This window comes from Solwaraspora sp. WMMD406 (assembly GCF_029626025.1).
In the GTDB taxonomy this organism is placed as follows: domain Bacteria; phylum Actinomycetota; class Actinomycetes; order Mycobacteriales; family Micromonosporaceae; genus Micromonospora_E.
Genome location: NZ_JARUBF010000001.1, coordinates 7,007,699 through 7,033,728 on the forward strand (window position 1 = coordinate 7,007,699; position 26,030 = coordinate 7,033,728).

The window sequence follows — 26,030 nt, forward strand, 5'->3', positions numbered from 1 at the left end:
TCGCGGCAGCCGGACGCCCTGCGCGATCGCGACACCGGCGAGCACGATCAGCGCCCCGACCGGCTGGTGCCAGACCAGGTGTTCGTCGAGGATCCCGACGCCGACCGCGACCGCGACGACCGGGATCACGTAGGTGACGGTCGCGGCGGTGCTGGCCCCGACGAGGCGGATGTTGCGCAGGTTGATGACGAACGCGACGCCGGTGCCGACGGCACCGAGGACCAGCACGCCGGCGATCACCTGCGGCGAAAGCTGAGCGGGTGCGGGTGGCGCGCCGGCGACCAGCGGCGCCACCACGGCCAGCTGGGCGGTGGCCAGCACCAACTGCACGGCGGACAGCGCCAGGCCGCTCTCCGGCCGACCGGCGACGAACCGCTTCTGGTACGGGATCGACACGCCGTAACACGCTGCCGCGCCCAGGCACATGAGCTGCCCGGTGAGCTCCGCCCCGCCCAGCCCCTGCCAGGCGCCGAGCACCACCAGCACGCCGACGAACCCCAACCCGGTGCCGACCAGCCGACGGCCGGTCATCCGCTCGGTACGGAACACCAGCACCGCCACCGGCAACGCGATCAGCGGAGTGGTGGCGTTCCAGATCCCGGCCAGCAACGACGGGATCCGCTGCTCGCCGTAGCCGAACAGGGTGAACGGCAACGCCACGCCGACCGCCGCGATGACGAACGAATGCCCCCACAACCTCGGATCGTGGGGCAGCCGGGCCCGCAGCAGCGGCAGGATCAGCAGCAACGTGAGCGCCCCGGACGCCACCCGGGCCAGGGTCACGTACAGCGGGTGCAGCTCGGAGACGCCGATCTTGATGAGTAGGAAGCTGGCTCCCCAGATGACCGCGAGAAGCAGGAATCCGGGTAGCCAGCTGCCGAGGCTCGCCCGGGTCGCACCATCGGTCACGCGCACGGTTGACACTCTGCCTCCGGGGTACGACACAACCCTTGCTTCGGATACGACACGACGACGCCTTCCGGGTACGACACGACGACGCCTTCCGGGTGGGGACACGACGCTGTCCAGGTATGCCGCGACGGCCGGGCCGCCACGTAGGGTCGTCAAGCATGGGACGTGTGGATGACATCAGCAACCGCTATGTCGAGCAGTGGGCGGCTCTCAACCCGATCGGCGCCACCTACGCGGGGATCGCCGGGCACGACGACCAACTGGACGACCTCTCCGTCGACGGCTACGCCGAACGCGCCGAACTGACCCGCCGTACGCTGCGGGAACTGGACGTCGTCCCGCCCGAGTCCGAGGCCGAACGGGTCGCCTGCGACGCCATGGCCGAACGGCTCGGTCTGGAGCTGGCCCGCTACGAGGCCGGCGAGGAGACCAGCGAGCTGAGCGTCATCGGCAGCGGCCTGCACCACCTGCGTCAGGTCTTCGACCTGATGCCGACCGACGGTACGGAGGCCGTGGACAACATCGCCGCCCGGTTGGACCGCTATCCGCAGGCGCTGGAGCAGGTCCGGACGACCCTGCTGGCGGCGGCCGCCGACGGACACGCCGCTCCCCGGGCACAGATGCTCAAGGTCGCCGACCAGTGCGACGCCTGGACCGACCCGGACGCCGACAACTTCTTCCACGCCCTGGTGGACCGGCTGACTGCCAGCCCGGCCGGCACCGCCGAACTCCGTCGGGGGGCGGCTGCGGCGACCGCGGCCACGGTCGCGTTCGGCCAGTTCCTGCGTACCGAGCTGGCGCCGCTGGGTCGGGACAAGGAGGCCGCCGGCCGGGAACGCTACGAGTTGGCCTCCCAGTACTTCCTCGGGGCCCGCGTCGACCTGGACGAGGCGTACGCCTGGGGGTTCTTCGAACTGGACCGGATCGAGCAGCAGATGCGGCGGGTCGCGGCGGAGATCGTCGGGCACGGCGCCCGGATCGACGACGCGGTGCGCGCCCTCGACGCGGACCCGGCCCGCAACATCGCCGGTGGGGAGGCGTTCCGCGACTGGATGCAGGCGCTGGCCGACAAGGCGATCAGTGAACTGCACGGCGTCCACTTCGACATCCCCGAGCAGGTCCGCCGGATCGAATGCTGCCTGGCGCCGACCAGTGACGGCAGCATCTACTACACCGGGCCGAGTGAGGACTTCTCCCGGCCGGGTCGGATGTGGTGGGCGGTGCCGCAGGGGTTGACCGAGTTCTCCACCTGGCGGGAGGTCACCACGGTCTACCACGAGGGCGTGCCGGGACACCATCTGCAGATCGGGCAGACCCAGGTCCGGGCCGATCTGCTCAACCGTTGGCAGCGTCTGCTGTGCTGGTGCTCCGGGCACGGCGAGGGGTGGGCGCTCTACGCGGAACGGTTGATGGAGGAGTTGGGCTACCTGGACGATCCGGGTGACCGGCTCGGCATGCTCGACGGGCAGGCGCTGCGGGCCGCCCGGGTGATCGTCGACATCGGCATGCACCTGGAGTTGCCGATCCCACCGAACTCGTTCAACTTCCATCCGGGCGAGCGGTGGACCCCGGAGCTGGGCTGGGAGTTCCTGCGCGCGCACTGCCGGGTGCCCGACGAGATCCTCCGGTTCGAACTGGACCGCTACCTCGGGTGGCCGGGCCAGGCCCCGTCGTACAAGATCGGGGAACGGATCTGGTTGCAGGCGCGGGCCGACGCCCAGGCCCGCAAGGGCGCGGACTTCGACCTGAAGGAGTTCCACCGGGCGGCGCTGGATCTCGGCGTACTCGGTCTCGATCCGCTGCGGGCCGCGCTGGGCCGGATCTGACCCCGGTGACCGGTGGCTGGGCCCGGCGACGTCGGGGACGCGACGTAACGGCACCTGGTCGCAGCGGTACGGCGCGTACCGGTGCCGGTGGTCTGGGCCGTTCCGGTCCGGCGGTCGCGGCGGCCGGGATCGTCGCCAACGGGCTGGCCTACCTGGCGCCGATGCTGGGTGGACGGGCCCTGCCGGCGGCCGAGCTCAGCGCGTTGGCGACCGTACTGGCCCTGGGCGCGATCAGCTCCGTTCCCGGGCTCGGGCTCCAGCTCGCGGTCGCGGTGCATCGGGCCCGTGGCGGTCGGGAGCCGGCGGGCCGGCTCGCCTGGGTGAGCGCGGGGCTCTGCGGCGCGGCGGTGCTGGTCGCACTGCCGTTGCTGGTCGGTGCCCTTGATCTGCCGCCGACGATGGTCGTCCTGCTCGCGTTGTCCACGTCGACGGTGGTGCTGGGCTGCCGGTGGCTCGGTGAGCTGCAGGGCGACCAGCGGTTCGGATCGCTCGCCGTCGCGATGGCGTTGGTCGCGGTGGCCCGGTACGGCGGGGTGATCGCCGGGCTGCTCATCGGGTTGGAGGCGACCGGCGCGCTGGTGGTCGGGGTCGCCGTCGGGTTCGCCGCGCTGCCCCTGCTGGCCCGCCTCGCCCGGCCCCCGGAGGCCGGCGCGCTGCCGGTCCGGGCAGCGCCGGACGGGACGACGCCGGCCCGGACCGGGCCCGGCGGTGGCGGTGGCGGTGGCGGTGGCGGTGGCGGTGGCGGTGGCGGTGGCGGATTGTCGGCCCGCCAGGTGCTGACCGCCAGCAGTGCGACCCTCGCCATGCTGGTCGTCTCCTACGCCGACCTGATCATGGCCCGGTACCTGCTCACCCCGGCGGACTCCGGCGGCTACGCGATCGGTTCGGTACTCACCAAAGGCGCGATCTGGGCACCTCAGGTGGTGACCATCCTCGCCCTACCCCGGCTCGCCCGAGGCGACCGGCGGACCCGTGGCATCGCGCTCGGGCTGGTCGCCGGCTGCGGGGCGGTGGCCGTCCTGGCCGCCATGGTCGCCGGCGGGTTGGCCTTCCGGCTCGCCGGCGGACCCGACTACGTCGACCTCGGCCGGCACGCACCGTACTTCGCGGCGGTCGGAGCGCTCTACGCCCTGGTCTTCGTCATGATCAACGCCCAGGTCGCGGCGGACGCACGCTGGCCGTCCGCCCCGCTGTGGCTCGCCATGGCGGGGCTGTTGGGCGCCCTGGTCTTCGTCGCCCCACGAACGATCGAGGGAATCGTGACCACCGCGCTGGTCGCCGCCGTGTTCGCTGTCGTCGGGAGCGCGATCGCGATGCGGCGCACGCCGATGCCGACCGTGGGCTGAACCGTTTCCGCCGGACTGTTCCCGCCCGGCTGTTCCCGCCGACTGTTCGCCTGGTCAGCCCAGGGCTGCCATCAGGTTCTGGCAGGCTTGTTCGCAGCGACGGCACGCCTCGGCGCACACCCGGCAGTGCTCGTGCATCTCGGCGTGTGCCGCGCATTCCTCGCCACACGAGCGGCACGCCTGGATACAGGCCGCGAGCATGGTACGGGTGGTGTTGGCGTCGTAGCCGGTGTGCCGGGACAGGACCCGACCAGTGGTGGCGCAGATGTCGGCGCAGTCGAGGTTCGTCCGGATGCACTTGACCAACTCGGCGACCATGTCCTCGCTCAGACACGCGTCGGCGCACGCCGTACAGGCCTGGGCACAGTCGAAGCACGCGTCGATGCACTCGGCGAGAACCTCCCGGTCGACCCGGCCGAGGTCCAGTGGGTACGTGTCGAGCATCGCGGTTGCCTGTGTCATGACGACCTCCAGAGAAGTGACCGTTGTTCCGACTGGTACCCGATCCGCGTGCCGGCTAACGCGTGAGCCGCGCGGCGGTCAGTCTGGCAGGCGCAGTGCCGCCCAGACCGTCTTGCCGTCGTCGGCGGTGGCATATCCCCAGTCGCTGGCGAGCGCCTCGACGATCGCCAGCCCACGCCCTCGGCGGGCGCCGTGGTCCGGGACGACCCGACCAACCGGCTTCGGCGGGCTGGCTGCCCGGTCCCGGACGCTGATCCGGATCGCGCCGGCCTGCCGGGTGGTGGTGAGATCGAGCTCGGTGCCGGCGTGTTCGACGGCGTTGCTGACCAGCTCCGATCCGATGACCATCGCCTCGTCGGCCAGCGCGGCCAGCTGCCAGGATCGGCAGGCCGCGTCGATCAACCGCCGCGCTCGGTTGGGAGAGCGCGGGTGCGGAGCGAGATATTGGTGCCACCGGTACGCCGAGCGCGGTCCCGTTTCGACCATCTTCGCCGCCTCGACCAGACTGTCCTGGACGCTGACCAGGCCGCTGACTCCGTACCGGGCAATCCGTCCGGCTGGGGTGTCGGGTCGGGCACACAGGTGCAGGGCCGGGCGATGACCGACCCCGCCGCCCTGCAGGATCGCGAACACCCGCAGGCCGATCGGGCTGGCGATGTCGACCTCGTCCAACTCCACCAGCAGCGCCAAGGGTTCCTCGACGAGGCAGCGGCGCAGGACCGGAGCCAGCCGGACGAGCGCGGCGTCGGTCAGCGCGCCGGCCAGCCGTACCTGTGTGATGCCGCTGACGAAGTCCCGCGTCACCATCCAGGTCAGCGGGGTCACCCGGGCGTCCCGGGCCGCCGAGTCCCACCGCCGTGGTAGACCGTGCCCGGCCGATCCGCCGCTGGCACCCCGAGCAGCGCGGCGACGCCGGTCACCCGCAGCACTCGGGCGACGATCGGCCGTGGGTCGCGGACGATCAGGATCTGACCGTGTGCGGCGGCGGTGTGATGCGCGTCGACGAGCTCCTTGATGGCGCTGGAGTCCACGAGGGTGACCGCTCCCAGGTCCACGATGATCCATCTGGCGGCGGCGGCCGGCACGGCCCGGACGGCGGCGTGAAATTCGCCGGTGGCGGCCATGTCGAGCTCGCCGGAGGCTCGGATCACACACTGCCCGGCTTCGGGTGCCGACACCCGGATCTCGTGCATGCTGATCTCCGTATGGCGACCGGCCTGCCTGCGGCCGGTCGCGGTAGCGGGGCTGCTCGAAGGAACCAGCCTACGCGACCCCGTCGCGGCACGAGAGATCGGCCGCCAGGATCGGGGGTCAGGTCTAGGCGGGACACCACATTGCCGCGCCGAAGGTCACCCAACGAACCGATGATGATTGACGTTAATAAATGTTACTCGTTACGATCCAGTTGCCGTGGGGACCAACATCCAAGATCTACAAGGGAGTTACAGATGTCCCCTGTCCGCTTGCCCGAGCTCGTCACCGCCATGTTCCGCGTGGTGGTCGGCCTACTCTTCGCGCTGCACGGTGCCGCGACCCTGTTCGGCGCCTTCGGCGGCCACCGTGGCAGTGGAGCCGCGGCCGAGATCGGCGCGTGGCCGTCGTGGTACGCCGCCGTGATCCAGTTCGTCGGAGGCCTCCTGGTCCTCACCGGCCTCGGCACCCGGATCGCCGCGCTGATCTGCTCCGGCTCCATGGCGTACGCGTACTTCGTGGTACACCAGCCGACCGGACTCCTGCCGCAGAACAACGGTGGCGAGCTGTCAGCGCTGTTCTGCTGGTCGTTCCTGCTGATCGCCGCGATCGGGGCGGGCCGTTACTCGCTCGACGCGCTGCTGAGCCGTCGCCGGTCGGTGCAGCTCGCTCCGGAGCCCGCCACCGTCTAGCCGCCAGGCCAGGAGGCCAGGAGGCCAGGAGGCGACACGGCCCGGCAGACCAGGTACGGTCCGCCGGGCCGTTCGGGTTGACACCCGACCGATAGGCGCTACTCGATCAGGTCCGCGTCAATATAGGTCAGAGCTTCGCGCACTGCCCGGAAGCCGGGCCATGCACCGTGTTCGGCCGGTCCTCGTTGACCGGTTTCGGGCTGTTGCCCTGGCAGTGGATCGGACCACGGATCGTGTTGCCGGCCACCACCACCGGTGCCTCGTCGTGCTTGTTGTTGACCAGGCTCACCGGACCCGAGATGTCGGCACCGTCGATCCGCAGACCGCCGTCGCCGCCGGTCACCTCGACCGGACCACGGATGGTGGCCCCGACGATGTCCACCGCTCCGGTCGCCCGCAGCAGGGTGAGCGGTCCGGAGATGCTGGTTCCGACGAAGCTGATCGACTCCGGACGGTTCGCGATGAGCGGGCCGTTGATCGCACCGTCGGTGGCCAGCAGCACCGCGCCGGGCCGGACCGTGACCGGACCGTTGACCGTCGCCGATTCCAGGCAGTAGGTCAGCCCGGCCTTGACGATCAGCTCACCGTCGTACCGGCCGGTGATCGTCTCGTCACAGGTCGGCTCGGGCTGACCGATCGCGGACCGCGACTCGGTGTCGGCGGTGATCGGCGAGTTCGCCGCGAAGTACGCGATCAGCATGGTCAGGTCGTTGTCGCCGGTGGTCGAGGTGTCCGTACCGTCGGCCAGGGTGGCGAAGTTGTCGCCCCCCGCCGCCAGGAACGAGTTGACCGTCACCCGGTAGGTCCCGGACGGCGAGATCGGCTCGCCGTTCAGGCTCATCGAGGTGATCCGTTCGCCCTGCGGTGCCTCCGGGTCGTAGGTGTAGAAGAAGCCCTCCGACACCCCGAGCCACAGCAGCGGTCGGGACGCCCCGGCCGGCTGCCACTGCTCCTCCAGCACCTGCTTGATCTGGGCACCCGTGTAGGTCCGGGTGACCATGTCGTTGGCGAACGGCTGGGTCGAGAACGCCTCCGCGTACGTGATCACGCCGTCCTCGCCGTACAGCAGATCCGCCCGCAGACCGCCCGGGTTCATGAAGGCGATCTGCGCGCCACCACGACCCGGCTCCCGGGTGCCGGCGAGCTGTACGTCGGCGATGAAGTTGCCGAGCGTCGACTCCTTGCCCCGGTCCTCGTTGCCGTCGGTGTACGCCCGGCGGATGTCGGCGGTGATCGAACCCAGCGGCTGCTGGCCGAGAACGTCGGCGTTGGCCTTCGCGGCCGCGACGATGTCGGCGACCTCCTGGTTGACCGGTGCCCCGACCACGTCGATCAACTCGACGGTCCCGGTGCTGATCTCCCCGGAGACGGTGTCCACCTGCAGCACCACCCGGCCGATCTTCTTGCCGTAGTCCTCGGCCTGCAGCACCGGACGGGTCTCGTCGGTCCCGGGCACCGGCACCTCGAAGGCGTACGGCTGGTGGGTGTGGCCGCTGAAGATGACGTCGATCTCCGGCACCGTACGGGTGTACGGGCCGAACACCGGGTCGCTCATCAGCGCCTCGGGCGAGTCGATGTTCTGGGTGGCCGCCCCCTCATGGGTGAGCAGCACCACGACGTCGGCCTCGCCGTTGGTCGGGTCGCCGTCCTTGAGCTGCGCCGCGACCAGGTCGGCCTCGGCCGCCGCCGGACGGAAGGTGATCCCGGCGATCCCGTCCGGGCTGACCATCACCGCGGTCTGTTCGGTCACGACACCGATGTAGCCGACGTCGATTCCGCCGATGGTCTGCACGTGGTAGGCGGGCAGCGCCCGCTCGTCGCCCCGGTAGACGTTGGCACCCAGCTGCGGGAAGTCCGAACGCGGGATCACCCGGTCGGTCAGGTCCGCCATGCCCTTGTCGAACTCGTGGTTGCCGACCGCCGTCACGTCCAGCCCGGCCGCGTTGAGTACGTCGAGCGTCGGGTTGTCGTCGTCGATCGCCGAGACGAACGTCGACGCGCCGATGTTGTCACCGGCGGAGACGAACGCGGTGTTCGGGTTGGTCGCCCGGTACTGGTCGACCAGCCCGGCGACCTGCGCCGCGCCACCGACCGGCTGGCCGTTCGAGGTGCCGACCGATTCGAGCCGGCCGTGGAAGTCGTTGATCCCCAACAGCTGCAGCTCGACCGGGCCGGCGTCGCCGGTGTCCAGCCCGATGATCATCGGGTTGTGGTCACTGGCCCGGTACGGGCCCGGGTCGAACAGCGCCGGGAACCCGTCGTACTGGAACGCGTACGACTCGACCGCGTTGATCTGCCAGACGTCGGCACCGGTCACCCGGGCCGCGAGCGACGGCGAGGCCAGCGCGTGGTCCAGGGAGCCCGACTCGCCACCGAACACGTACGTGCTGCGTCCCGTGTCGTTGAGGTTGACGTAGTCGGCACCGTAGAGGACCTGCATCGGGTCCTCCTGGGTGTACGAGTTGAAGTCACCCAGCAGCAGCACGTCCTCGCTGCCGCTGTCGGTGACCAGCCCGTCCACGAAGGCGTCCAGCGCGGCGGCCTGCCGGGTCCGGTCACCGTTGTACGCGCCCTGGCCGTCACCGGCGTCGGCGTTGTCGCCGGTGGGTGAGCCGGACGCGCTCTTGGACTTGAAGTGGTTGACGACCACGGTGAACGTGTAGTCGCCGGCGGTGAAGGTCTGCGCGATCGGCTCGCGGGCGTTGAACCAGACCGTCTCGTCGTCGATCGAGCGGGACGGACCGGCCGGCGTGACCACACCCGGCTTGAAGATGATCGCGTTGCTGATGACGTCCTGCTGGGCGGCACCGGGCAGGTCCGCCGGAGAGCGGACGTAGTCCCAGGTGTCGGCACCGTCGACGGCGTTCAGCGCGGCGACCAGCCGCTTGAGCGCCTTCTCCGGGTCGGTCGGTGCGAACCGCACCGAGTTCTCGATCTCCTGCAGACCGACCACGTGGGCGTCCAGCGCGGTGATCGCCGAGACGATCTTCGCTTCCTGCTTGGCCAGGGCGGCCTCGTCGGCGGCACCCCGCGCGTCGCCACCGAAGTGGACGAAGTAGTTCAGCACGTTGAAGCTGGCCACCCGCACGTCGCCGCCGACCGGCTCGGGCGCGGCGGTACGCGGGTTGGTCACCTTGAACGTGGTCCGCTCGGCGGCCGGGGTGTCGGCGCTGACCGGCAGCGCCGGCTGCAACCGCCACTCGTCGAAGCCGTACGAGAGCACGCTGGCCCCGAACGTCTCCACCGAGTCGCCGACCCGCAGCGGCTGCGCGGCCGACAGGTACGGCGGCGCCAGCCCGGCGCTGGCCAGGTTGGTGGTCCGGCCGTCGTCGACGAGGATCCGCATGAGCTGGTTGTCGGCGGCGATCTGCAGGGCCTCGGAGCTGCCCGGGACGGCCAGGTCGGTCGGGATGGGCGCCGGGGCGTCACCGGCGGTGAGCACGACCTCGCCGTACCGGTTGGTGTTGTAGACCTCGGAGACGGCGTACGCGCCGACCGGAGCCACCAGCATGGACTCGACCGATTCGCGGGCGTCGGCGGCCAACGGCAGGGTCAGCGGCACCGGCGCGGGCAGCGGGTTGTCCCGGTCGCAGATCTGTACGTCGGCCCGACCGGCGATGCTCACCTGGGTGAGCCCGAAGTACTCGCTCGCCGTACCGCTGACCCGGACCCGGTCACCGAGGGCGACCGCCGGGTGGTTGGCGGGGTTGCTGGTCAGGTAGACGAACAGCGCGTCGGAGGCGGTGCCGGCGGTCACCGGACGGTCGCCGCCGCTGCCGGGGGTCTGCAGGTAGACGCCGTTGTAGCCGCCGACGCGGTGGTCGGCGGTGACGATGCCCTCGACGGTCACCGCGGTGCCGGCGAGCGGGGTGCTGTCACCGGTGCCCTGAACCGTCGCGAGACTGTGCGTGACGTCGACGTCGCAGCCGATCTCGGGATCGGGGTCGGGGTCTACCCCGCCGGTGCTGTTGCGGACGCCGAACGTGTTGGCCGCCGGGGCCTGCCAGGTGCCGTCGATCTTCTGCAGCGAGTGGCCGACCGGGGTGCTCGACGACTCGGCGACGCCGATGTCCACGCTGGTCTGCCCGTTGGCCGGGCCACCGACCGCGTCGACGGTGCCTTCGTAGCTGAGGAACTCGCGTACCGTGCCGTCGGGGTCGACCAGGGCGATCCCGTCGGGTGAGCCGTTCTGGATGCCGTCGGTCGGGTACTCGGCGACCAGCACGCCGGCGGCCGGGACGGCACCGGTCAGCGTACGGGTGTCGTAGACCGTGTCGTTGGAGCCGTTGTAGAGCACGATCTGCCAGCCGGTCAGGTCGTACTCGGGGGGCGCTTCGATCTCGATCGCCTCGCCGGTGTCGGTGCCGGCGTTGTCGTAGTGAATTTCGCTGATGAACGGATCACCGGCCGTCGGGGCGGCCATGGCCATGGTGCCGCCGGTCACGCTCAGCGCACCGGCGCCCACGACCGCAGTAAGGATTTTCCAGGTGGATATGCGTCTGTTCGGGCGCATGTATGTGTGCCTCCGGTCAGAGGGTGAGTCCAGTAAATCTAGGAGACGTCGGTGTCGAAGCACAGACAGCCAGGGGGTGACCCGTTAAACATTCAGGTCCCGTTACCAGATCGTGACTGGAGTCGGCACCCTCGCATTCCACCTGAGACACCGAGGGTTCATCTGAGCGTCGCCGGCCGGCCGCCAACACGTCCGTCAGCCGTCTGGGTTCGCTGCTTACCGTCCCGGTGCCAGTGACCTGCCGTCCAGCCCGGATCGTCGCCCCGGCGGCTCCGGGCCGAGCGCGGATGCGCCACGGACCGGTTGGCCGCTTCGACCGAGCGAGGATCGACATGTCAATCGACCATGACAGCCACGTCCAGACCGACCCGGACGACATCAGCTCGAACAATTCCGGCAACCGGCCGTTCCACGAGGTGCTGGCCGCCCGTGCCGCCCGGCGGGACGTCGTCCGTGGCGGCACCGTGCTGGCGGCCGCCGCGTTCCTCGGGATGGCCGGCGCCGTCGGTGCCGCCGACCCGGCCGTCGCCGGCGGCGGCCACGGACCGGGCCACGGCCACGGACCGGGGCACGGCCACGGACCGGGGCACGGCCACGGACCGGGGCACGGCCACGGACCGGGCAAGCCCGGCAAGCCGCGCAAGCCGCTGCTCGGTTTCACGCCGGTACCGGCCAGCACCGCCGACGCGATCATCGTCCCGCCCGGCTACACCGCCGAGGTGCTGATCCCGTGGGGTACCCCGCTGCGCCGCAAGGGCCCGGCCTGGCGGCCCGACGCCTCGAACACCGCCGCCGAGCAGGCGCAGCAGGTCGGCAGCCACCACGACGGCATGTCCTTCTTCCCGCTCGGCCGTGGCCCGCTGGGCAGCCGCCGGGGTCTGCTGGTGCTCAACCACGAATACATCGACCGCACCCTGCACTACACCGACGGTGACGCGGCGATGACCAAGGAGAAGGTCGACAAGGCCCTGGCCGGCCACGGTGTCACGGTCGTCGAGGTCGAGCTGCACGGCCGTACCTGGCGCAACGTCGACTCGAAGTTCAACCGGCGGGTCACCGGCACCACTCCGGTGGCGTTCTCCGGGCCGGTGTCGGCGAAGCACCCGGCGCTGCGGGCCGACAACCCCGCCATGGGTACGTTGAACAACTGCTCGAGCGGTCACACCCCCTGGGGCACCTATGTGACCTGCGAGGAGAACTGGAACGGCTACTTCGGCACCGAGGACCCGTCCTGGACCCCGACGCCGGAGCAGGCCCGGTACGGCGTCAACGCGAGCGGGTTCGGCTACCGCTGGCACCTGGCCGACCCGCGCTTCGACGTCGCCCGCAACCCCAACGAGCTCAACCGGTTCGGGTGGATGGTCGAGATCGACCCGATGAACCCGAGGTCGACGCCGGTGAAGCGGACCGCGCTCGGCCGGTTCAAGCACGAGGGCGCCACCTTCTGGGAGTCCAAGGGGCGGGTCGTGGTCTACTCCGGCGACGACCAGGACGGTGACTACCTCTACAAGTTCGTCGGCGACGGCCCGTGGCGCAGGCACCGCGCGCTGGGCCGCAGCCCGCTGGACCACGGCACCCTCTACGTGGCCCGGTTCGACGACGACGGCAAGGGCACCTGGCTTCCCCTCACGTACGGCAAGGGGCCGCTGACCAAAGCGAACGGCTGGCAGGACCAGGCCGATGTGCTACTGCGTACCCGTCAGGCGGCCGACGCGGTCGGCGCCACGCCGCTGGACCGGCCGGAGTGGGTGGCGGTCAATCCCAGGAACAACGACGTCTACCTGACGCTGACCAACGGTTCCGGCTGGCCGGGCGAGGTCAACCCACGCACGCCCAACCCGTACGGGCACATCGTCCGGTGGCGCGAGCGCGGCTGCGACAACACCGCCACCAGCTTCGAGTGGGACATCTTCGTGCTGGCCGGGGACCCCGCGTACGACCCGCAGGTGGAGTTGGACGAGACGAACATCTTCGGCTCGCCTGACGGCATCTGGTTCGACGGGGACGGGCGGCTCTGGATCCAGACCGACATTTCCAACTCGACCCAGAACCGCCCGGACCGAGGGCACGACAACCTGGGCAACAACGCCATGTTGGCCGCCGATCCGAACACCGGTGAGATCCGTCGGTTCCTCGTCGGGCCGCGTGGCGCGGAGATCACCGGGGTGAGCGCCACGCCGGACCAGAAGACGATGTTCATCAACGTGCAGCACCCCGGCGAGTCAACCACGTTCTGGGGCAACCCGACGCCGGAGAACCCCCGGGCGGTCAGCAACTGGCCGGACTTCGACCCGGCCGGGCGTCCCCGTTCGGCGACTGTCGTGATCCGCAAGGTCGACGGCGGTGTGATCGGCACCTGACCCGCCTCCTCACCACCCGAGCTCGTCATCAGAGCCCGCCACGCGGGCTCCGGGAGCCGTGGCCGATCTCGCCGACCGGCCACGGCTCCCGTCATCTCGCCAGCCGCCCGTCGCCCGCGCGCGGCGAGCGCCGGCAGCTCCCTGTCCACACCGTGCCCAGCCACCTCTCGACAGCCCAGGAGTCCCGACATGCGTTCCCGACGACACCCGGCGGTGCTGGCCACCGCCGCCGCCCTGAGCGCCACCGTCGCGCTGACCGTGGCGGTGCCCGGCAGCGCGGCCGGCCACCGTACCGGTGAACACGGCGGGCACGGACCCGCCGTGTTCCACCGCACCGCGACGTACCCGGTGTTCCACAATCGACCGGCCGGCGACGACCCCACGGCCGAGACCGTCGCGGAGATCTCGGCGGTGAGCCCGGACGGTCGGACGATGATCTACACCGACGCCGCCGGCCGGCGGATCGGCTTCCTCGACATCAGCGACCCCCGGGCCCCGCGCGGTCTCGGCACGCTGTCGCTGGCCACGCTCGGCAGCGCCGACGACGAGCCGACGTCGGTGGCGGTGGTCGGCCGGTACGTGCTGGTCGCGGTCAACACCAGCACGAGCTACACCGCGCCCTCCGGCCGGCTGGACGTGATCGAGTTGGCGACCCGGACCCGGGTCCGCAGCTTCGAACTCGGCGGCCAGCCGGACGCCATCGAGGTCAGCGACGACCAGCGGTACGCGGCGATCGCCATCGAGAACGAGCGGGACGAGGACGCCACGCCGATCGGCGGCGAAGAGGGCGACCTGCCGCAGGCCCCGGCCGGCTTCCTGCAGATCGTCGACCTGGTCGGTCGGTCGCCGGCGACCTGGTCGGCGCGCCTGGTGCCGTTCACCGCACCCGACGGCGGCCCGTTGCGCGGCTTCGTCGCCGCCGGTTTGGACACCCCGGTCGACCCCGAGCCGGAGTACGTTTCGATCAACAGCCGCAACCAGGCGGCGGTCACCCTGCAGGAAAACAACGGGATCGTTCTGGTCGACCTGCCGACCGGCCGGATCACCAAGGTCTTCTCCGCCGGTACGGCGACGGTCACCGGGATCGACACCGCCGACGACTCGGCGATCGACCTCACCGGCACAATCAGTGACCTGCCCCGCGAGCCCGACGCGGTCGGCTGGATCGACGACCGCTACCTGGCCACCGCCAACGAGGGAGACTGGAAGGGCGGCACCCGAGGCTGGTCCGTCTTCGATTCCCGGTCCGGTCGGGTCGTCTGGGACGCCGGGAACTCGTTCGAACACCTCGCCGTCGAGTACGGGCTGCACAACGACAACCGGGCCGACAACAAGGGCACCGAGCCGGAGGGCCTGACCGTCGCCACGTTCGGTCGCACGCGGTACGCCTTCGTCGGCTCCGAACGGAGCAACTTCGTCGCGGTCTACGACGTCTCCAGGCCGACCCGGCCGGTGTTCCGGCAGCTGCTGGCCACCACCAACGGTCCGGAGGGTCTGCTGCCGATTCCGGCGCGGGGGATGCTCGCGGTCTCCAGCGAGACCGACGAGGCGGATGCCGGGGTCCGGTCCGCGGTGACCCTGTTCCGGCTGGGTGCCGGCCGGCCGTCGTTCCCGACCGTGGTCTCCGGCCCGACCGGCCGTACGGGTGCGCCGATCGGCTGGGGCGGGCTCGGTGCGCTCACCGCCGCCCCGGGTAAGCCACATCTGCTCTACACGGTCAGTGACAACCTGTACGCGCCGACCCGGATCTATCCCGTCGACACCCGGCACCGGCCGGCGCGGATCGGCACACCGCTGGTGGTGACCGATGTCGACGGGACGCCGGTCGGCTACGACGCCGAAGGGATCTTCGCTCGCCCGCAGGGCGGGTTCTGGCTGGTCTCGGAGGGCGCGACCGGTGCCGACAACCGGTTGATCCGGTTGGACGCGCGAGGCGTGACCCGCCAGATCGTCGGCCTGCCGGCCGCGATCGCCGACGGACTCGGCGGTCAGGGTCTGGAGGGCGTCACGGCGATCAGCGACCGCCGTGGACGCGAGAAGGTGTGGGTGGCCCTGCAGCGCGGGGTCGCCGGGGATCCCGCCGGGGTGGTCCGGATCGGCCGCTACGACGTGTCGGGTGACCGCTGGACCTGGTTCGGCTACCGCATCGAGTCCACCAGCACCGCCGGGGACTGGATCGGCCTGTCGGAGATCGCGGCGGTCGGCGACGGTCGGCTCGCCGTGATCGAACGCGACAAGCTCAACGGTCCGGCGGCCCGGATCAAACGGATCTACACCGTCGAGGTGCCGGCTACCGATCCGGCGCCGGGCACGCTGCCGGTCCTGTCCAAGCGGCTGGCGTACGACGTGCTGCCGGACCTTCGCGCCGGTGGCGGGTGGGCGCAGGAGAAGCTGGAAGGGCTCACGGTCGGCGGCGACGGTCAGGTGTACGTGATCACCGACAACGACGGGGCGCAGGACGCCACCGGTGAGACGGTCCTCCTGCGGCTCGGCCCCGCCGGGCGGATCTTCGGCCGGCACTGGTAGCGGGCACCGGTCGAGACGTGAGCCGGGGCGGCCGTTCGGGTCGGTCGCCCCGGCTCACCCGCAGCGGCTCACCCGCAGCGGTTGCTCCAGGACGCGCGTACGGCATCCCTGGGGCCGGCGGACTTCTCAGTCCAGGTCGCGGCGGCCTTCTCAGTCCAGGTCGCGCAGGATCCGCGTGAGAATGTCCGGGGTACGGGCGGGTGGTTCGGCCTCGACACAGAGCCGCTCCATCGCCGCGGCGTAGTGATCGACGTCCTCGCGTTTGTCGAGGTAGATCGCGCTGGTCAACTGTTCGATGTAGATGATGTCGGGAAGATCCTGGTCGGCGAAGCGCAGGATGCTGAAGGCTCCGCCGGCGGCGGCGTGTCCGCCGGCGTCGAAGGGAACGATCTGCAGCCGGATGTTCGGCGACCTGGTGGCCTCGATCAACGCGGTGAGCTGGTCGCGCATCACCGCGGCACCGCCGATCGGTCGCCGGAGCACCGCCTCGTCGATCACCGCCCACAGGTACGGCGGGTTGGGTCGGCGCAGGAGTTCCTGGCGTTCGATCCGCAGGGCGACCCGGCGCTCCACTTCATCCGTCGGGGCACGACCGTGGCCGAGCAGCACGACGGCACGGGCGTAGTCCCGGGTCTGCAGCAGACCCGGGACGAACTGGACCTCGTAGGTCCGGATCATCCTCGCGGCGGCTTCGAGTCCGAGATAGGACTGGAACCACCCGGGCAGGATGTCGCCGTACCGATGCCACCAGCCCGGTGTGTTGGCCTGGCGGGCCAGGCCGAGCAGCGCGGTGCGTTCCCGGGAATCGGTCACGCCGTAGAGGGTGAGCAGATCGGTGACGTCGCGTTCCTTGAAACCGACCCGACCGAGTTCCATCCGGCTGATCTTCGACTCCGAGGCACGGATGTGCCAGCCTGCGGCCTCCCGGCTCACGCCCTGGCTTTCCCGCAGCCGGCGCAACTGGGCGCCGAGCAGCATCCGCAGCACGGTCGGGCCGGTGGCCGAACCGCCATCTGACTGGGCTGTCATCGTCACCCGCCGACCTCCGGACACCCTCAAGTTCGCTGGCAACTACCGCTGGCGAGTAAGCATGCCATGACCTGAGGGTGATCTCTAAGGTCCGTCGGTCCGATTCCGGCCAGTGGACCGTCTCGGGGATCAGGGCTCGGCGCGATCGATGCTATCGAATAAAGTGGTCGAAGTCACCATCGCGTGCGCCGAGGATGAAGGCTTCGATCTCGGCCGGGGTGTAGACCAACGCCGGCCCGTCCGGATAGCGAGAGTTGCGCAGGACGATCCCACTGCCACCCGGCAGGCGGGCCAGCTCCACGCAGTTTCCACTGGGGTTGCTCCGGCTGCTCTTCTGCCAGCTGAGCAGCGGCAGTTCGACGCCCGACAGGTCATTTTCTGGTTTTTGCATTTAGTTGATCCCAAATCGGACATTATTCGCTGAACTGGTTTACCCGACAGTCCGACCGCCCGGGCGAACGTCCAAATGCACGTGCATCCGCTCTTGCGCCTGCAAGGTATAGCGAGCATGATAGCGCACGTGAAGGTGTATCCAGTGGTTTACTTAACGTGATGAAGAAACGGACATATCTTGGCGAAGGCTCCCACGAGCTCTGGTGTGAAGTAGAGATTCAGTCACCAGCAGTAGTCATTCTCGGATCAGCCGACCCGCTCCGGTGGCCCTGCGACGGCACCGCGCGCAACGAGACAGGAGGGCGATGAGCCATGCCAGCTCCCATTCTCAACCCCAGCCAACGGGACCCCAGGGACGTCTACCCGACCGACCGCTACCAGCCGTCGGACCCAGTCTGGGTGTACCGGGGCGGCACCTGGTGCGCAGGAGTCGTCGAAGCCGCCTCAGCGGGCGCGGCGACGGTCACCTACCGACCGAGCGGATCCCGGGGCACCGGAGTGGACACCATCACCGCCCCGTACGTCCTGCCTCGCTCCGAGTCGGACCCGATGCTGGACAAGGTGCGCCACTGAGCGCCCGGCGGACCTTGCCCCACCGGCACCGCCCCACCGGCACCGCACCACCCGCTCGCTGACGCGCCGGTAGCGCGCCGCCGTCCGGCCGGAGGACAAGCCGCCGTCCGGCCGGAGGACAACCGGCCGGCAAAGGCGGTAGCCCCGCAGGGCCGACCGCTCGTCAGGGCGCGAGACGTTGACGTCGGACCCCGACACGACCACACACCGCAACCGCACCCGCCGCCGGGCCTTCGGCGGCGGGGCGTCACGTCGCGATGCCCGCCGATGCGCATGGCCCGCACCGGCGCGAAACCGCGGCGTGCCACCGGCCCCGGGGTGTGACAGTGACAGCAGTACCCCACGAACACACCTCGGACCGACGCCACCCGCATTGACGTGCAAAAATGCCGCCTTCAAGAACTAGACATCCACTCGGGGATTGACAGAGATCACGGCTGCCGCAAGAATTTGCCGCATTGTTAATGCCCGACGGACGGGGGTAGTTCGTCCTGTTCGTCGGCAAGTTATCGCGATACCACCCCCTGCCCGGAAAGCCACCAGAAGGGCTGACCCTGTGTCTGATGGCTCACTGTGTCTTCCGTACCCGGAACTGTTGCCGTCGGATCGGCAGCAGCTTCACCTCGCAATCCTCGGCGCAGAGGACCGCACGAACGTCACCGGCGACAGCGGCGGACCGGAACACTTGAACACGCAAGGACTTCCGGGCGAGCGGCCAGACCTTCCCGAACAGCCGGAGCGGTCCGACACCGACACCGCGCAGTCGTCGACCACCGCCGAGGTCGGCTCGCCTGAGGCCGACTATCAGGAACACGACCGCTACTTCCGGGTCGTACGGACCCGTAGCCAACCAGGCGTGACCTTCTTCAAGGGCCTACGAATGGCACACCTGGCGGTATCCAGTAATGCGCAAGAAAACGGCCTTTCTGCTCTCAGCTTCGAGGAATTCGCGCGCCTGTCCGACGGACTGGATAGCCTGCTGAACTACGCGGCGCATGGCAGCCAATCAGGTATCGGTGCTGATCAGGCCGCGCTACCGGCGGCACCGGCCGGGCCGACCACCCCGCAACTGCTCGACGAGGTGTCCACCACGGCGGGCGAGCGGTGGCTCGTCGGACACCAGCTCTTCTTCGCGCTGATGCAGGGTTCGATCGTCGGGCTCACCGGTTTCCTGCGGGCCAGCGCCGACGGCCGGGCCGCCGACGCCCGGGACGCGCTCGGTGTGGCCGCCGCCTTCATGCGCAGTTCGACCGCCGCCTTCCGGTTCACCTGCGACTTCACCCCCGTCGACTACGAACGGTTGATCCGGCCGGCGATGGCCCCGCCAGCGGTCCGGGCCGGCTTCAGCGGTCTGCAGACCCGCGACCACGCCTACCTGATGAGCCTGTTCGCCGAGGTACGAGTGATGCGGTCGAAGATCGGCACCGACATCGTCGACAGCGCGTTCGAGGAGTTCGTCGACGCCACCGTCGAGGCGTACGAGGCGCACCAGCTCATCTGCTCCCGGTTCGGTGGCGACGTCCTGCCCAGCCTGCGGATGGCGGCCCGGTCCGCCGGGCGCCACAGCCAACCGGGTGTCCACGTGGTCCGCCAGATGATGCGGGCCCGGTTGTTCGCCCTTCGCGGCCACACCACCACCGACCACGTCAGGGGGCAAGGTTGACCGAGCAGACGCGGGTCGGCATCGTCGGTGCCGGCCCGGCCGGCATGCTGCTGGCGGTGCTGCTGCGCCGGGCGGGCATCGAGTGCGTCGTGCTGGAACGGCGGGACCGGGAGTACATCGCCAACCGGGCCCGGGGGGCGACGGTGGAGCACCGGGTGGTGGAGCTGCTCCGCCGGCACGGCCTCGCCGACAACCTGCTGCGTACCGGCGCGGTCGAGGACGCCGTCGAGTTCCGCTCGGCCGGCCGCCGCCACCCCGTCCGGTACGAACCGCTCGCCGACGGACGCAGCCACTACATCTACCCGCAACAGTTCCTGGTGCGCGACCTGGTGGACATCTACCTGGCCGAAGGTGGCGACCTGCGGTTCGACACCCCGGCCGAGGCGATCACCGACCTCACCGGACGACCCCTGATCCGCCTCGCCGACGGCCGGGGCGAACTGCGCTGCGAGGTGGTGGCCGGCTGCGACGGCGAGTACGGCGTGGCCCGGTCCGCCGTACCCGGCAGCGCCCTGCGCAGCTACGACTACCAGTACGACTACGCCTGGCTGTCGGTGCTCGCCGAAGCGCCGCCGTCGAGCGACTGTGTGATCAACGCGTTGCACGAGTCGGGTGCCTGCGTCCACGTCCGGCGGACCCCGACGGTCAGCCGGTTCTACCTGCAGTGCGGCCGGCAGGAGACCCGGGCGGACTGGCCGGACGACCGGATCTGGAAGGAGATCGGCATCCGGTTGGCGGTCGACGAGCCGTGGACCCTGCACACCGGGCCGATCACCGCCACCGGCACGGTACGGATGCGCAGCCTGGTCTGCGCACCGATGCGATACGGCTCGCTGTTTCTGGTCGGCGACGCGGCGCACATCGTGCCGCCGGTCGGCGGCAAGGGTTTCAACCTGGCGCTGGCCGACGCCGAGGAGTTGGCGCTGGGGCTGATCGACCGGTTCACCTCGGGCGACCACAGCCGCGCCGACGCCTACTCCGACCTGCGGTTGGCCCGGATCTGGCGGGCACAGGAGTTCGTGCACTGGATGATGGACCTGGTCAACACGCCCGGCTACGGTACGCCGGCGGCAGCCTTCCTGCATCGGGTGCAGGCGGCGCGGCTGGCCCGGCTGGTCGACTCGCCGGCCTATCTCGCCGCCTTCCTGGAGGACTACGTCGGCTGGTGGTGACTCAGGATGTTGGTCGCCCGCCACCGGTCGCCGGTCAGCAGCGTCACCTCCTGGCCCTCGTCTACCAGCCGGGCGGTGGCGAGCGGGCTGTACGACTCGCTCGTCCACAGTGGCTGTCCGGCGTACCGCAGCTGTTGGGTCCAGATGACCCCGGTGAGCCGGCCGGCGGTGGTGGCGACCAGCCGTACCTCGTCGGGGAAGCCGGGGAAGGTCGCCGCCTGGTAGTCGAAGCTGACCCAGTCGTGGGCGGCGGTGAGCAGCCGGACGTCGCCGCGCGGAAAGCGCAGCGCGCCCGACCTGGTCGGCGAGCGCCACGCGTGGGCCACCGCCTTGGCCGGTCGGGCCCCGCGCATCGCGACCCCGTGGCGGACGGCGTCCACCAGCGGCCCGAAGTCCCGACCGTACGCGCCGCGCAGCGCTTCGCCGGCCTGGTCGAGGTCGGTCAGCTCGGTGGCCAGGTCCCAGTCCAGCCGCTCGCAGCCGGTGGCCTGGTAGCGCACCTCGCCGGGAATCACCACGCAGTCCGGGGTGCCGAACCGGTGCCGCAGGTCGAGGACCAGCCGGGACCGTTCCTCGTCGATCAACGGGTGGTTGGTGTGGATCATCGCGATCAACACGTCGAACCGGCCCCCGAGGTCGGCCGGCCCGAGTGCGGCGAGGTCGGCCTCGTGGAAGGTGATCCGGTCGGCCAGGCCGTTGTGCGCGGCGACGGTCCGGGCCAACGTCACGTGGTGGCGGTCGACGGCGACCACGTGACCGGCCCCGGCTCCGGCGGCGATCATGGCCAGCAGGCCGCTGCCGGTGCCGGCGTCGAGCACCCGCGCGCCGGGCGCGACCGCCGCCCGCACGGCCCGCTGCACGTTGTGACCACGGTCGATGCTCAGCAGCAGACGCAGGTGCAGGTCCGGGGTGAAGGGCACATCCGCCGCTGCGGCCATCCCAGCTCTCCATTCTGGTGGAACCGGGACGACACGGACGCCACACCCGCATCGTCAAACCGGCATCAATACCGATAAACTATCCATTGTCGACATCCTGTGTCAACCATGGAAAGGACGCGGTGATGCGCGTACTGTTCGCCAGCCCGCCCGGCGCCGGACACCTCTTCCCGACCGTCCCGCTGGCCTGGGCCCTGCGCGCCGCCGGACACGAGGTACTGGTCGCCACCACCGCCGAAGGAGTCAACGGCGCCACCCAGGCCGGCCTACCGGTGGCCGACGTCGCCCCGGGTGCCCCGGTCGGCGCGGTGTTCCGCGCCGGCCAGGGCACCCCGGCCGACCGGGCCGCCTGGATGCGCGCCCGAGGCCAGCGGATCGCCGCCGCCGGCAGCCGCATCGACACCCTGCTGCTGGAGAGCTTCAGCCGGATCGCCGACCTGATGGCCGACGGCACCCTCGCCCTGGCCCGACGCTGGCGACCCGACCTGGTGGTGCACTCCCGGCTGCATCCGGTCGGGCCGCTCACCGCCCGCGCGCTGCGGGTACCCGCCGTCGAACACGGATTCAACCTGCTGCGCGAGGACGACCTCGCGGCCCGTTTCCTGCCGCACCTGACCGATGTGTACGCCCGGCTCGACGTACCCCTGGAACTTCCCGACCGGGTCGTGCTGCACCTGGCACCGGCCGAACTGATGAGCGGCGACGGCGACGGCTGGCCGATGCGGTACGTGCCGTACAACGCCGGCGGCGCCCTCCCCGACTGGCTGTGGCGCCTCCCGGACCGCCCCCGGGTGCTGATCACCCTGGGCACGGTGGTGCCGGCCCTGGCCGGGCTGGCCGGGCTGCGGCGGACCCTCGACGCCGCCGCCGAGGTCGACGCCGACTTCGTCCTCGCCGCCGGAGAACGACCCGATCTCTCCGCGCTGGCCACGCTACCGGCCAACGTACGGGTGGCCGGCTGGCTCCCGCTGCTGCCGGCACTCGCCGGCTGCCACGCCGTCGTACATCACGGCGGATCCGGCACCATGATGACCGCGATCTGCGCCGGTGTCGGCCAACTCGTCCTCCCCCACGGCGCCGACCAGTTCGGCAACGCCGAACTGGTCGGCCGGCACCGCCTCGGGATGTGGTGCGACCCGGCGGCGGTGACCCCGGCCCACCTCGACGCGCTGCTCGCCGACGGGCCGGCGACCAGCGGGGTCGGTCGGGCCGCCGCACTGATGGCCGACCTACCGACACCCGTCGATGTCGCCGGACAGCTGGCGGCGCACCGCAGCCACCAGCGGGTGTGAGGTGCTTTCATTGGTGCCGTGACCAACCCGGCGATCCTCACCGTCGACGACGACCCCAGCGTCTCCCGCGCCGTGGCCCGCGATGTCCGCCGCCGCTACGGCGACCGCTACCGCGTCGTGCGGGCCGGCTCCGGCGCGGAGGCGCTGACCGCGCTGCGGGAGATCAAGCTCCGAGGCGAGCAGGTGGCGCTGCTGCTCGCCGACTACCGGATGCCCGAGATGAACGGCATAGAGTTCCTGGAAGCGGCGATGGACCTGTTCCCGCAGGCCCGCCGAGTGCTGCTCACCGCCTACGCCGACACCGACGCGGCCATCGACGCGATCAACGTCGTCGACCTCGACCACTACCTGCTCAAGCCCTGGCATCCGCCGGAACTGAAGCTGTACCCCGTCTGCGACGCCCTGCTCGAATCCTGGCTGGCCACCCCGGCCGGCTCGGCCGACGAGCTGCGGGTGGTCGGCCACCGCTGGTCGGCACCCTCGTTCGAGGTACGGGACTTCCTGGCCCGCAACCTGGTGCCGTACCGCTGGTTGTTGGCCGACGACCCGGAAGCGGCCCGGCTGCTCGCCGCGGCCGACGCCAGCCCGGCCGACATCCCGGTGGTGATCTGCCCCGACGGCACCGTGCTGCGCTGCCCGTCCCAGCACGAACTGGCCACCCAGGTCGGTCTGCGCACCACCCCGGCGCAGGAGTTCTACGACCTGGTCGTGGTCGGCGGCGGACCGGCCGGGCTCGGCGCGGCGGTGTACGGGGCCTCCGAAGGCCTCCGTACCGTGCTGATCGAACGGCAGGCCACCGGCGGACAGGCCGGACAGAGCAGCCGGATCGAGAACTATCTCGGCTTCCCCGACGGCGTCTCCGGCGCCCAACTGACCGACCGGGCCCGGCGGCAGGCCCTGAAATTCGGCACCGAACTGCTCACCACCCGCGACGCGGTCCGCCTGAGCACCGCCGGCGCCACCCGCCTGCTGCACTTCGCCGACGGCAGCACCATCGCCGGACACACCGTGGTGCTCGCCACCGGGGTGTCGTACCGCCAGCTCGACGCGCCGGGTCTGGCCGAACTGACCGGCCGGGGCGTGTTCTACGGTTCGGCGGCCACCGAGGCACCCAACTGTCACGGCCAGGAGATCTACATCGTCGGCGGTGCGAACTCCGCCGGGCAGGCGGCGGTCTACTTCTCCCGGCACGCCGACCGGGTGCACATGCTGATCCGGGGCAAGGACCTGAGCCGGTCCATGTCGCGCTACCTGATCGACCAGATCGACCGGATCGACACCATCGAGGTACACCCGTACACCGAGGTCGTCGCCGGTGCCGGCGACGGACACCTGGAGAAGCTGACCCTGCGGGACGTGGCGACCGGCACCACCCGCGACGTCGACACGTCCTGGCTGTTCGTCTTCATCGGGGCCGAACCGCGTACCGACTGGTTGAGCGACACCGTGGTCCGCGACGATCGCGGCTTCATCGTCACCGGGCCGGACCTCACCGCCGGCGGACGGCGACCGCCTGGCTGGTCGCTGCCACGCGAGCCATACTTGCTGGAATCGAGCGTGCCCGGAGTGTTCGCCGCCGGCGACGTCCGATCCGAGTCGGTCAAGCGGGTCGCCTCGGCGGTCGGCGAGGGCGCGCTGGTGGTCACCCTCGCCCATCGATACCTGGCGGCCCAGTGAACGACGACGACCACGACGGCGGTACGGCGGGCGATCGACTCGACCCGGCGCGGCTGCGCGAGCTGTTCCTGTTCGAATCGCTCACCGAGGAGCAGCTGGCCGAGATCTCCGCCCTCGGTCGGGTACAGCACCGCCCCAGCGGCTCGACCGTCTACGTCGAGGGCGACCCGGCCGAGTGCTTCTTCGTCCTGCTCGCCGGCTCGGTGGCGCTGACCCGCCGGGTCCGGGGCGCCGACGTCGAGGTGACCCGCAGCGACCATCGGGGCGCGTACGCGGGAGCCACCCAGGCGTACGCCGGCGACCGGATGGAGCAGGTGTATCCGAACACCATGCGGGCGCTCACCGACGTCTCGCTGTTCGCGTTGCCGGCGCAGGCATTCGCCACCGCGATCCGGCAGTGGTTCCCGATGGCGATGCATCTGCTGGACGGGCTCTTCGTGGCGATGCGCACCAACCAGACGGTGATCGGCGAACGGGAGCGGCTGCTGGCGCTCGGCTCGCTCACCGCCGGGTTGACCCACGAGCTCAACAACCCGGCCGCCGCCGCCGTCCGCGCCACCGCCGTCCTGCGGGAACGGATCTCCGGGATGCGGCAGAAGCTGGGCATGGTCGCCGACGGGCGGCTGGACGGCGCCCAGCTGCGCCGGCTGGTGGGGCTGCAGGAAGCCGCCGTGCAGCGGGCCGCCAAGGCACCGAAGCGGTCGGCGCTGGAGGCCAGCGACGCCGAGGACGAGCTCACCGACTGGTTGGACGACCACGCCGTACCGGAGGGTTGGGAGATCGCGCCGACGCTGGTGGCCGGCGGGTTCGACGCCGACGGCCTGGCGGAGGTGGCGGCGGCGGTCGACGCCGCCGACCTGATGCCGGCCGTACGCTGGCTGGCCTACACCGTCGAGACCGAGCTGCTGCTCGGCGAGATCGAAGACGCCGTCGGTCGGATCTCCGGGCTGGTCGGCGCGGCCAAGCAGTACAGCCAGCTCGACCGGGCGCCGCATCAGACGGTGGACGTGCACGAGCTGCTCGACGCCACCCTCGCCATCTTCACCGGCAAGATCCCGGCCCAGGTACGGGTGGAGCGCGACTACGACCGCTCGCTGCCGCCGGTGGCGGCGTACGCCGCAGAGCTCAACCAGGTGTGGACCAACCTGATCGACAACGCCCTCGGCGCGATGGCGTCGACCGGCTTCGACACCTCGCCCGGTGTGTTGACCGTGCGCACCGGGCGGCTCGACGACCATCTGTCGGTCGAGATCGTCGACACCGGGCCGGGCATCCCGGCCGAGGTCCGACCCCGGATCTTCGAGCCGTTCTTCACCACCAAGCCGATCGGCGAGGGCACCGGACTCGGCCTAGACATCTCATACCGGATCGTGGTGAAGAAGCACGGTGGCGATATCCGGGTGGAATCCGGACCCGGGCGGACCACGTTTCGCGTGCTGCTCCCGCTCACCGCCGGATAGCCGCA

General features: G+C 70.7%; 18 protein-coding genes and 1 pseudogene. 11 read left to right on the forward strand and 8 right to left on the reverse strand.

The genetic code is table 11. From position 1 onward, the window contains the following. Positions 1 to 84 precede the first annotated feature (84 nt). Positions 85 to 1,017, reverse strand: a pseudogene (locus O7632_RS31570) (DMT family transporter); the annotation flags it as partial. Between the two features lie 53 nt (positions 1,018 to 1,070). Here O7632_RS31570 and O7632_RS31575 point away from each other — a divergent pair. Further along, entirely contained in the window at positions 1,071 to 2,738 is a 1,668-nt protein-coding gene (locus O7632_RS31575) for a DUF885 domain-containing protein (RefSeq protein ID WP_278119658.1), read from the forward strand. A 5-nt stretch (positions 2,739 to 2,743) separates the two neighbouring features. After that, positions 2,744 to 4,084, forward strand: coding sequence for a polysaccharide biosynthesis protein (locus tag O7632_RS31580; protein WP_278119659.1), 1,341 nt, complete (start codon positions 2,744 to 2,746; stop codon positions 4,082 to 4,084). Between the two features lie 54 nt (positions 4,085 to 4,138). Here O7632_RS31580 and O7632_RS31585 read toward each other — a convergent pair whose 3' ends face one another. From O7632_RS31585 to O7632_RS31595, 3 genes are all read right to left on the reverse strand, one after another. Further along, positions 4,139 to 4,546: a four-helix bundle copper-binding protein gene (locus tag O7632_RS31585; RefSeq protein ID WP_278119661.1), complete on the reverse strand. Its 408-nt coding sequence runs from the start codon at positions 4,544 to 4,546 to the stop codon at positions 4,139 to 4,141. A 78-nt stretch (positions 4,547 to 4,624) separates the two neighbouring features. After that, positions 4,625 to 5,371, reverse strand: a complete 747-nt coding sequence (locus O7632_RS31590; protein ID WP_278119663.1) for an ATP-binding protein — start codon at positions 5,369 to 5,371, stop codon at positions 4,625 to 4,627. Next, on the reverse strand, positions 5,368 to 5,739 hold the full coding sequence (locus tag O7632_RS31595; RefSeq protein WP_278119665.1) for an STAS domain-containing protein: 372 nt from the start codon (positions 5,737 to 5,739) through the stop codon (positions 5,368 to 5,370). Before O7632_RS31595 ends, O7632_RS31590 begins: the two co-directional genes overlap by 4 nt. Before the next feature lie 255 nt (positions 5,740 to 5,994). Here O7632_RS31595 and O7632_RS31600 point away from each other — a divergent pair, with 255 nt between their 5' ends. After that, on the forward strand, positions 5,995 to 6,429 hold the full coding sequence (locus O7632_RS31600; protein WP_278119667.1) for a DoxX family protein: 435 nt from the start codon (positions 5,995 to 5,997) through the stop codon (positions 6,427 to 6,429). A 127-nt stretch (positions 6,430 to 6,556) separates the two neighbouring features. On the opposite strand, the gene O7632_RS31605 is transcribed toward O7632_RS31600, so the two are convergent. Further along, the gene (locus tag O7632_RS31605; RefSeq protein WP_278119669.1) at positions 6,557 to 10,894 is read right to left on the reverse strand and encodes an ExeM/NucH family extracellular endonuclease; all 4,338 of its coding nucleotides are present in this window, start codon (positions 10,892 to 10,894) and stop codon (positions 6,557 to 6,559) included. Positions 10,895 to 11,274: 380 nt separating this feature from the next. Here O7632_RS31605 and O7632_RS31610 point away from each other — a divergent pair, with 380 nt between their 5' ends. Both O7632_RS31610 and O7632_RS31615 read left to right on the forward strand, forming a co-directional pair. Next, on the forward strand, positions 11,275 to 13,302 hold the full coding sequence (locus tag O7632_RS31610) for a PhoX family phosphatase (protein ID WP_278119670.1): 2,028 nt from the start codon (positions 11,275 to 11,277) through the stop codon (positions 13,300 to 13,302). 189 nt (positions 13,303 to 13,491) lie between these two features. Further along, positions 13,492 to 15,828 carry an esterase-like activity of phytase family protein gene (locus O7632_RS31615; RefSeq protein ID WP_278119671.1) on the forward strand — a complete coding sequence of 779 codons (2,337 nt, stop codon included), beginning with the start codon at positions 13,492 to 13,494 and terminating at the stop codon, positions 15,826 to 15,828. Between the two features lie 150 nt (positions 15,829 to 15,978). Here the strand turns inward: O7632_RS31615 and O7632_RS31620 are convergent, their stop codons facing one another. Both O7632_RS31620 and O7632_RS31625 read right to left on the reverse strand, forming a co-directional pair. Beyond that, positions 15,979 to 16,806, reverse strand: a complete 828-nt coding sequence (locus tag O7632_RS31620; protein WP_278120560.1) for a helix-turn-helix transcriptional regulator — start codon at positions 16,804 to 16,806, stop codon at positions 15,979 to 15,981. 202 nt (positions 16,807 to 17,008) lie between these two features. Then, positions 17,009 to 17,248, reverse strand: coding sequence for a DUF397 domain-containing protein (locus O7632_RS31625; protein ID WP_278119673.1), 240 nt, complete (start codon positions 17,246 to 17,248; stop codon positions 17,009 to 17,011). A gap of 314 nt (positions 17,249 to 17,562) precedes the next feature. Between O7632_RS31625 and O7632_RS31630 the strand changes: the two genes are divergently transcribed. The 3 genes from O7632_RS31630 to O7632_RS31640 all read left to right on the forward strand — a co-directional run bounded on the left by O7632_RS31630 (position 17,563) and on the right by O7632_RS31640 (position 20,658). After that, positions 17,563 to 17,823, forward strand: coding sequence for a hypothetical protein (locus O7632_RS31630; protein WP_278119674.1), 261 nt, complete (start codon positions 17,563 to 17,565; stop codon positions 17,821 to 17,823). Between the two features lie 685 nt (positions 17,824 to 18,508). Then, positions 18,509 to 19,486, forward strand: a complete 978-nt coding sequence (locus tag O7632_RS31635) for a hypothetical protein (protein WP_278119675.1) — start codon at positions 18,509 to 18,511, stop codon at positions 19,484 to 19,486. After that, the gene (locus O7632_RS31640; RefSeq protein ID WP_278119676.1) at positions 19,483 to 20,658 is read left to right on the forward strand and encodes a 4-hydroxybenzoate 3-monooxygenase; all 1,176 of its coding nucleotides are present in this window, start codon (positions 19,483 to 19,485) and stop codon (positions 20,656 to 20,658) included. Before O7632_RS31635 ends, O7632_RS31640 begins: the two co-directional genes overlap by 4 nt. On the opposite strand, the gene O7632_RS31645 is transcribed toward O7632_RS31640, so the two are convergent. After that, the gene (locus tag O7632_RS31645) at positions 20,640 to 21,596 is read right to left on the reverse strand and encodes a 50S ribosomal protein L11 methyltransferase (protein ID WP_278119677.1); all 957 of its coding nucleotides are present in this window, start codon (positions 21,594 to 21,596) and stop codon (positions 20,640 to 20,642) included. The genes O7632_RS31640 and O7632_RS31645 overlap by 19 nt on opposite strands. A 125-nt stretch (positions 21,597 to 21,721) precedes the next feature. Here O7632_RS31645 and O7632_RS31650 point away from each other — a divergent pair, with 125 nt between their 5' ends. The 3 genes from O7632_RS31650 to O7632_RS31660 are packed head-to-tail and all read left to right on the forward strand — an operon-like array spanning position 21,722 to position 26,025. Further along, entirely contained in the window at positions 21,722 to 22,888 is a 1,167-nt protein-coding gene (locus tag O7632_RS31650) for a nucleotide disphospho-sugar-binding domain-containing protein (protein ID WP_278119678.1), read from the forward strand. Positions 22,889 to 22,906: 18 nt separating this feature from the next. After that, positions 22,907 to 24,565: an FAD-dependent oxidoreductase gene (locus tag O7632_RS31655; RefSeq protein ID WP_278119680.1), complete on the forward strand. Its 1,659-nt coding sequence runs from the start codon at positions 22,907 to 22,909 to the stop codon at positions 24,563 to 24,565. Continuing rightward, positions 24,562 to 26,025 (forward strand): ATP-binding protein, encoded by a 1,464-nt coding sequence (locus O7632_RS31660; protein WP_278119681.1) that lies wholly within the window; start codon positions 24,562 to 24,564, stop codon positions 26,023 to 26,025. The genes O7632_RS31655 and O7632_RS31660 overlap by 4 nt, the downstream gene beginning before the upstream one ends. Positions 26,026 to 26,030: the final 5 nt, after the last annotated feature.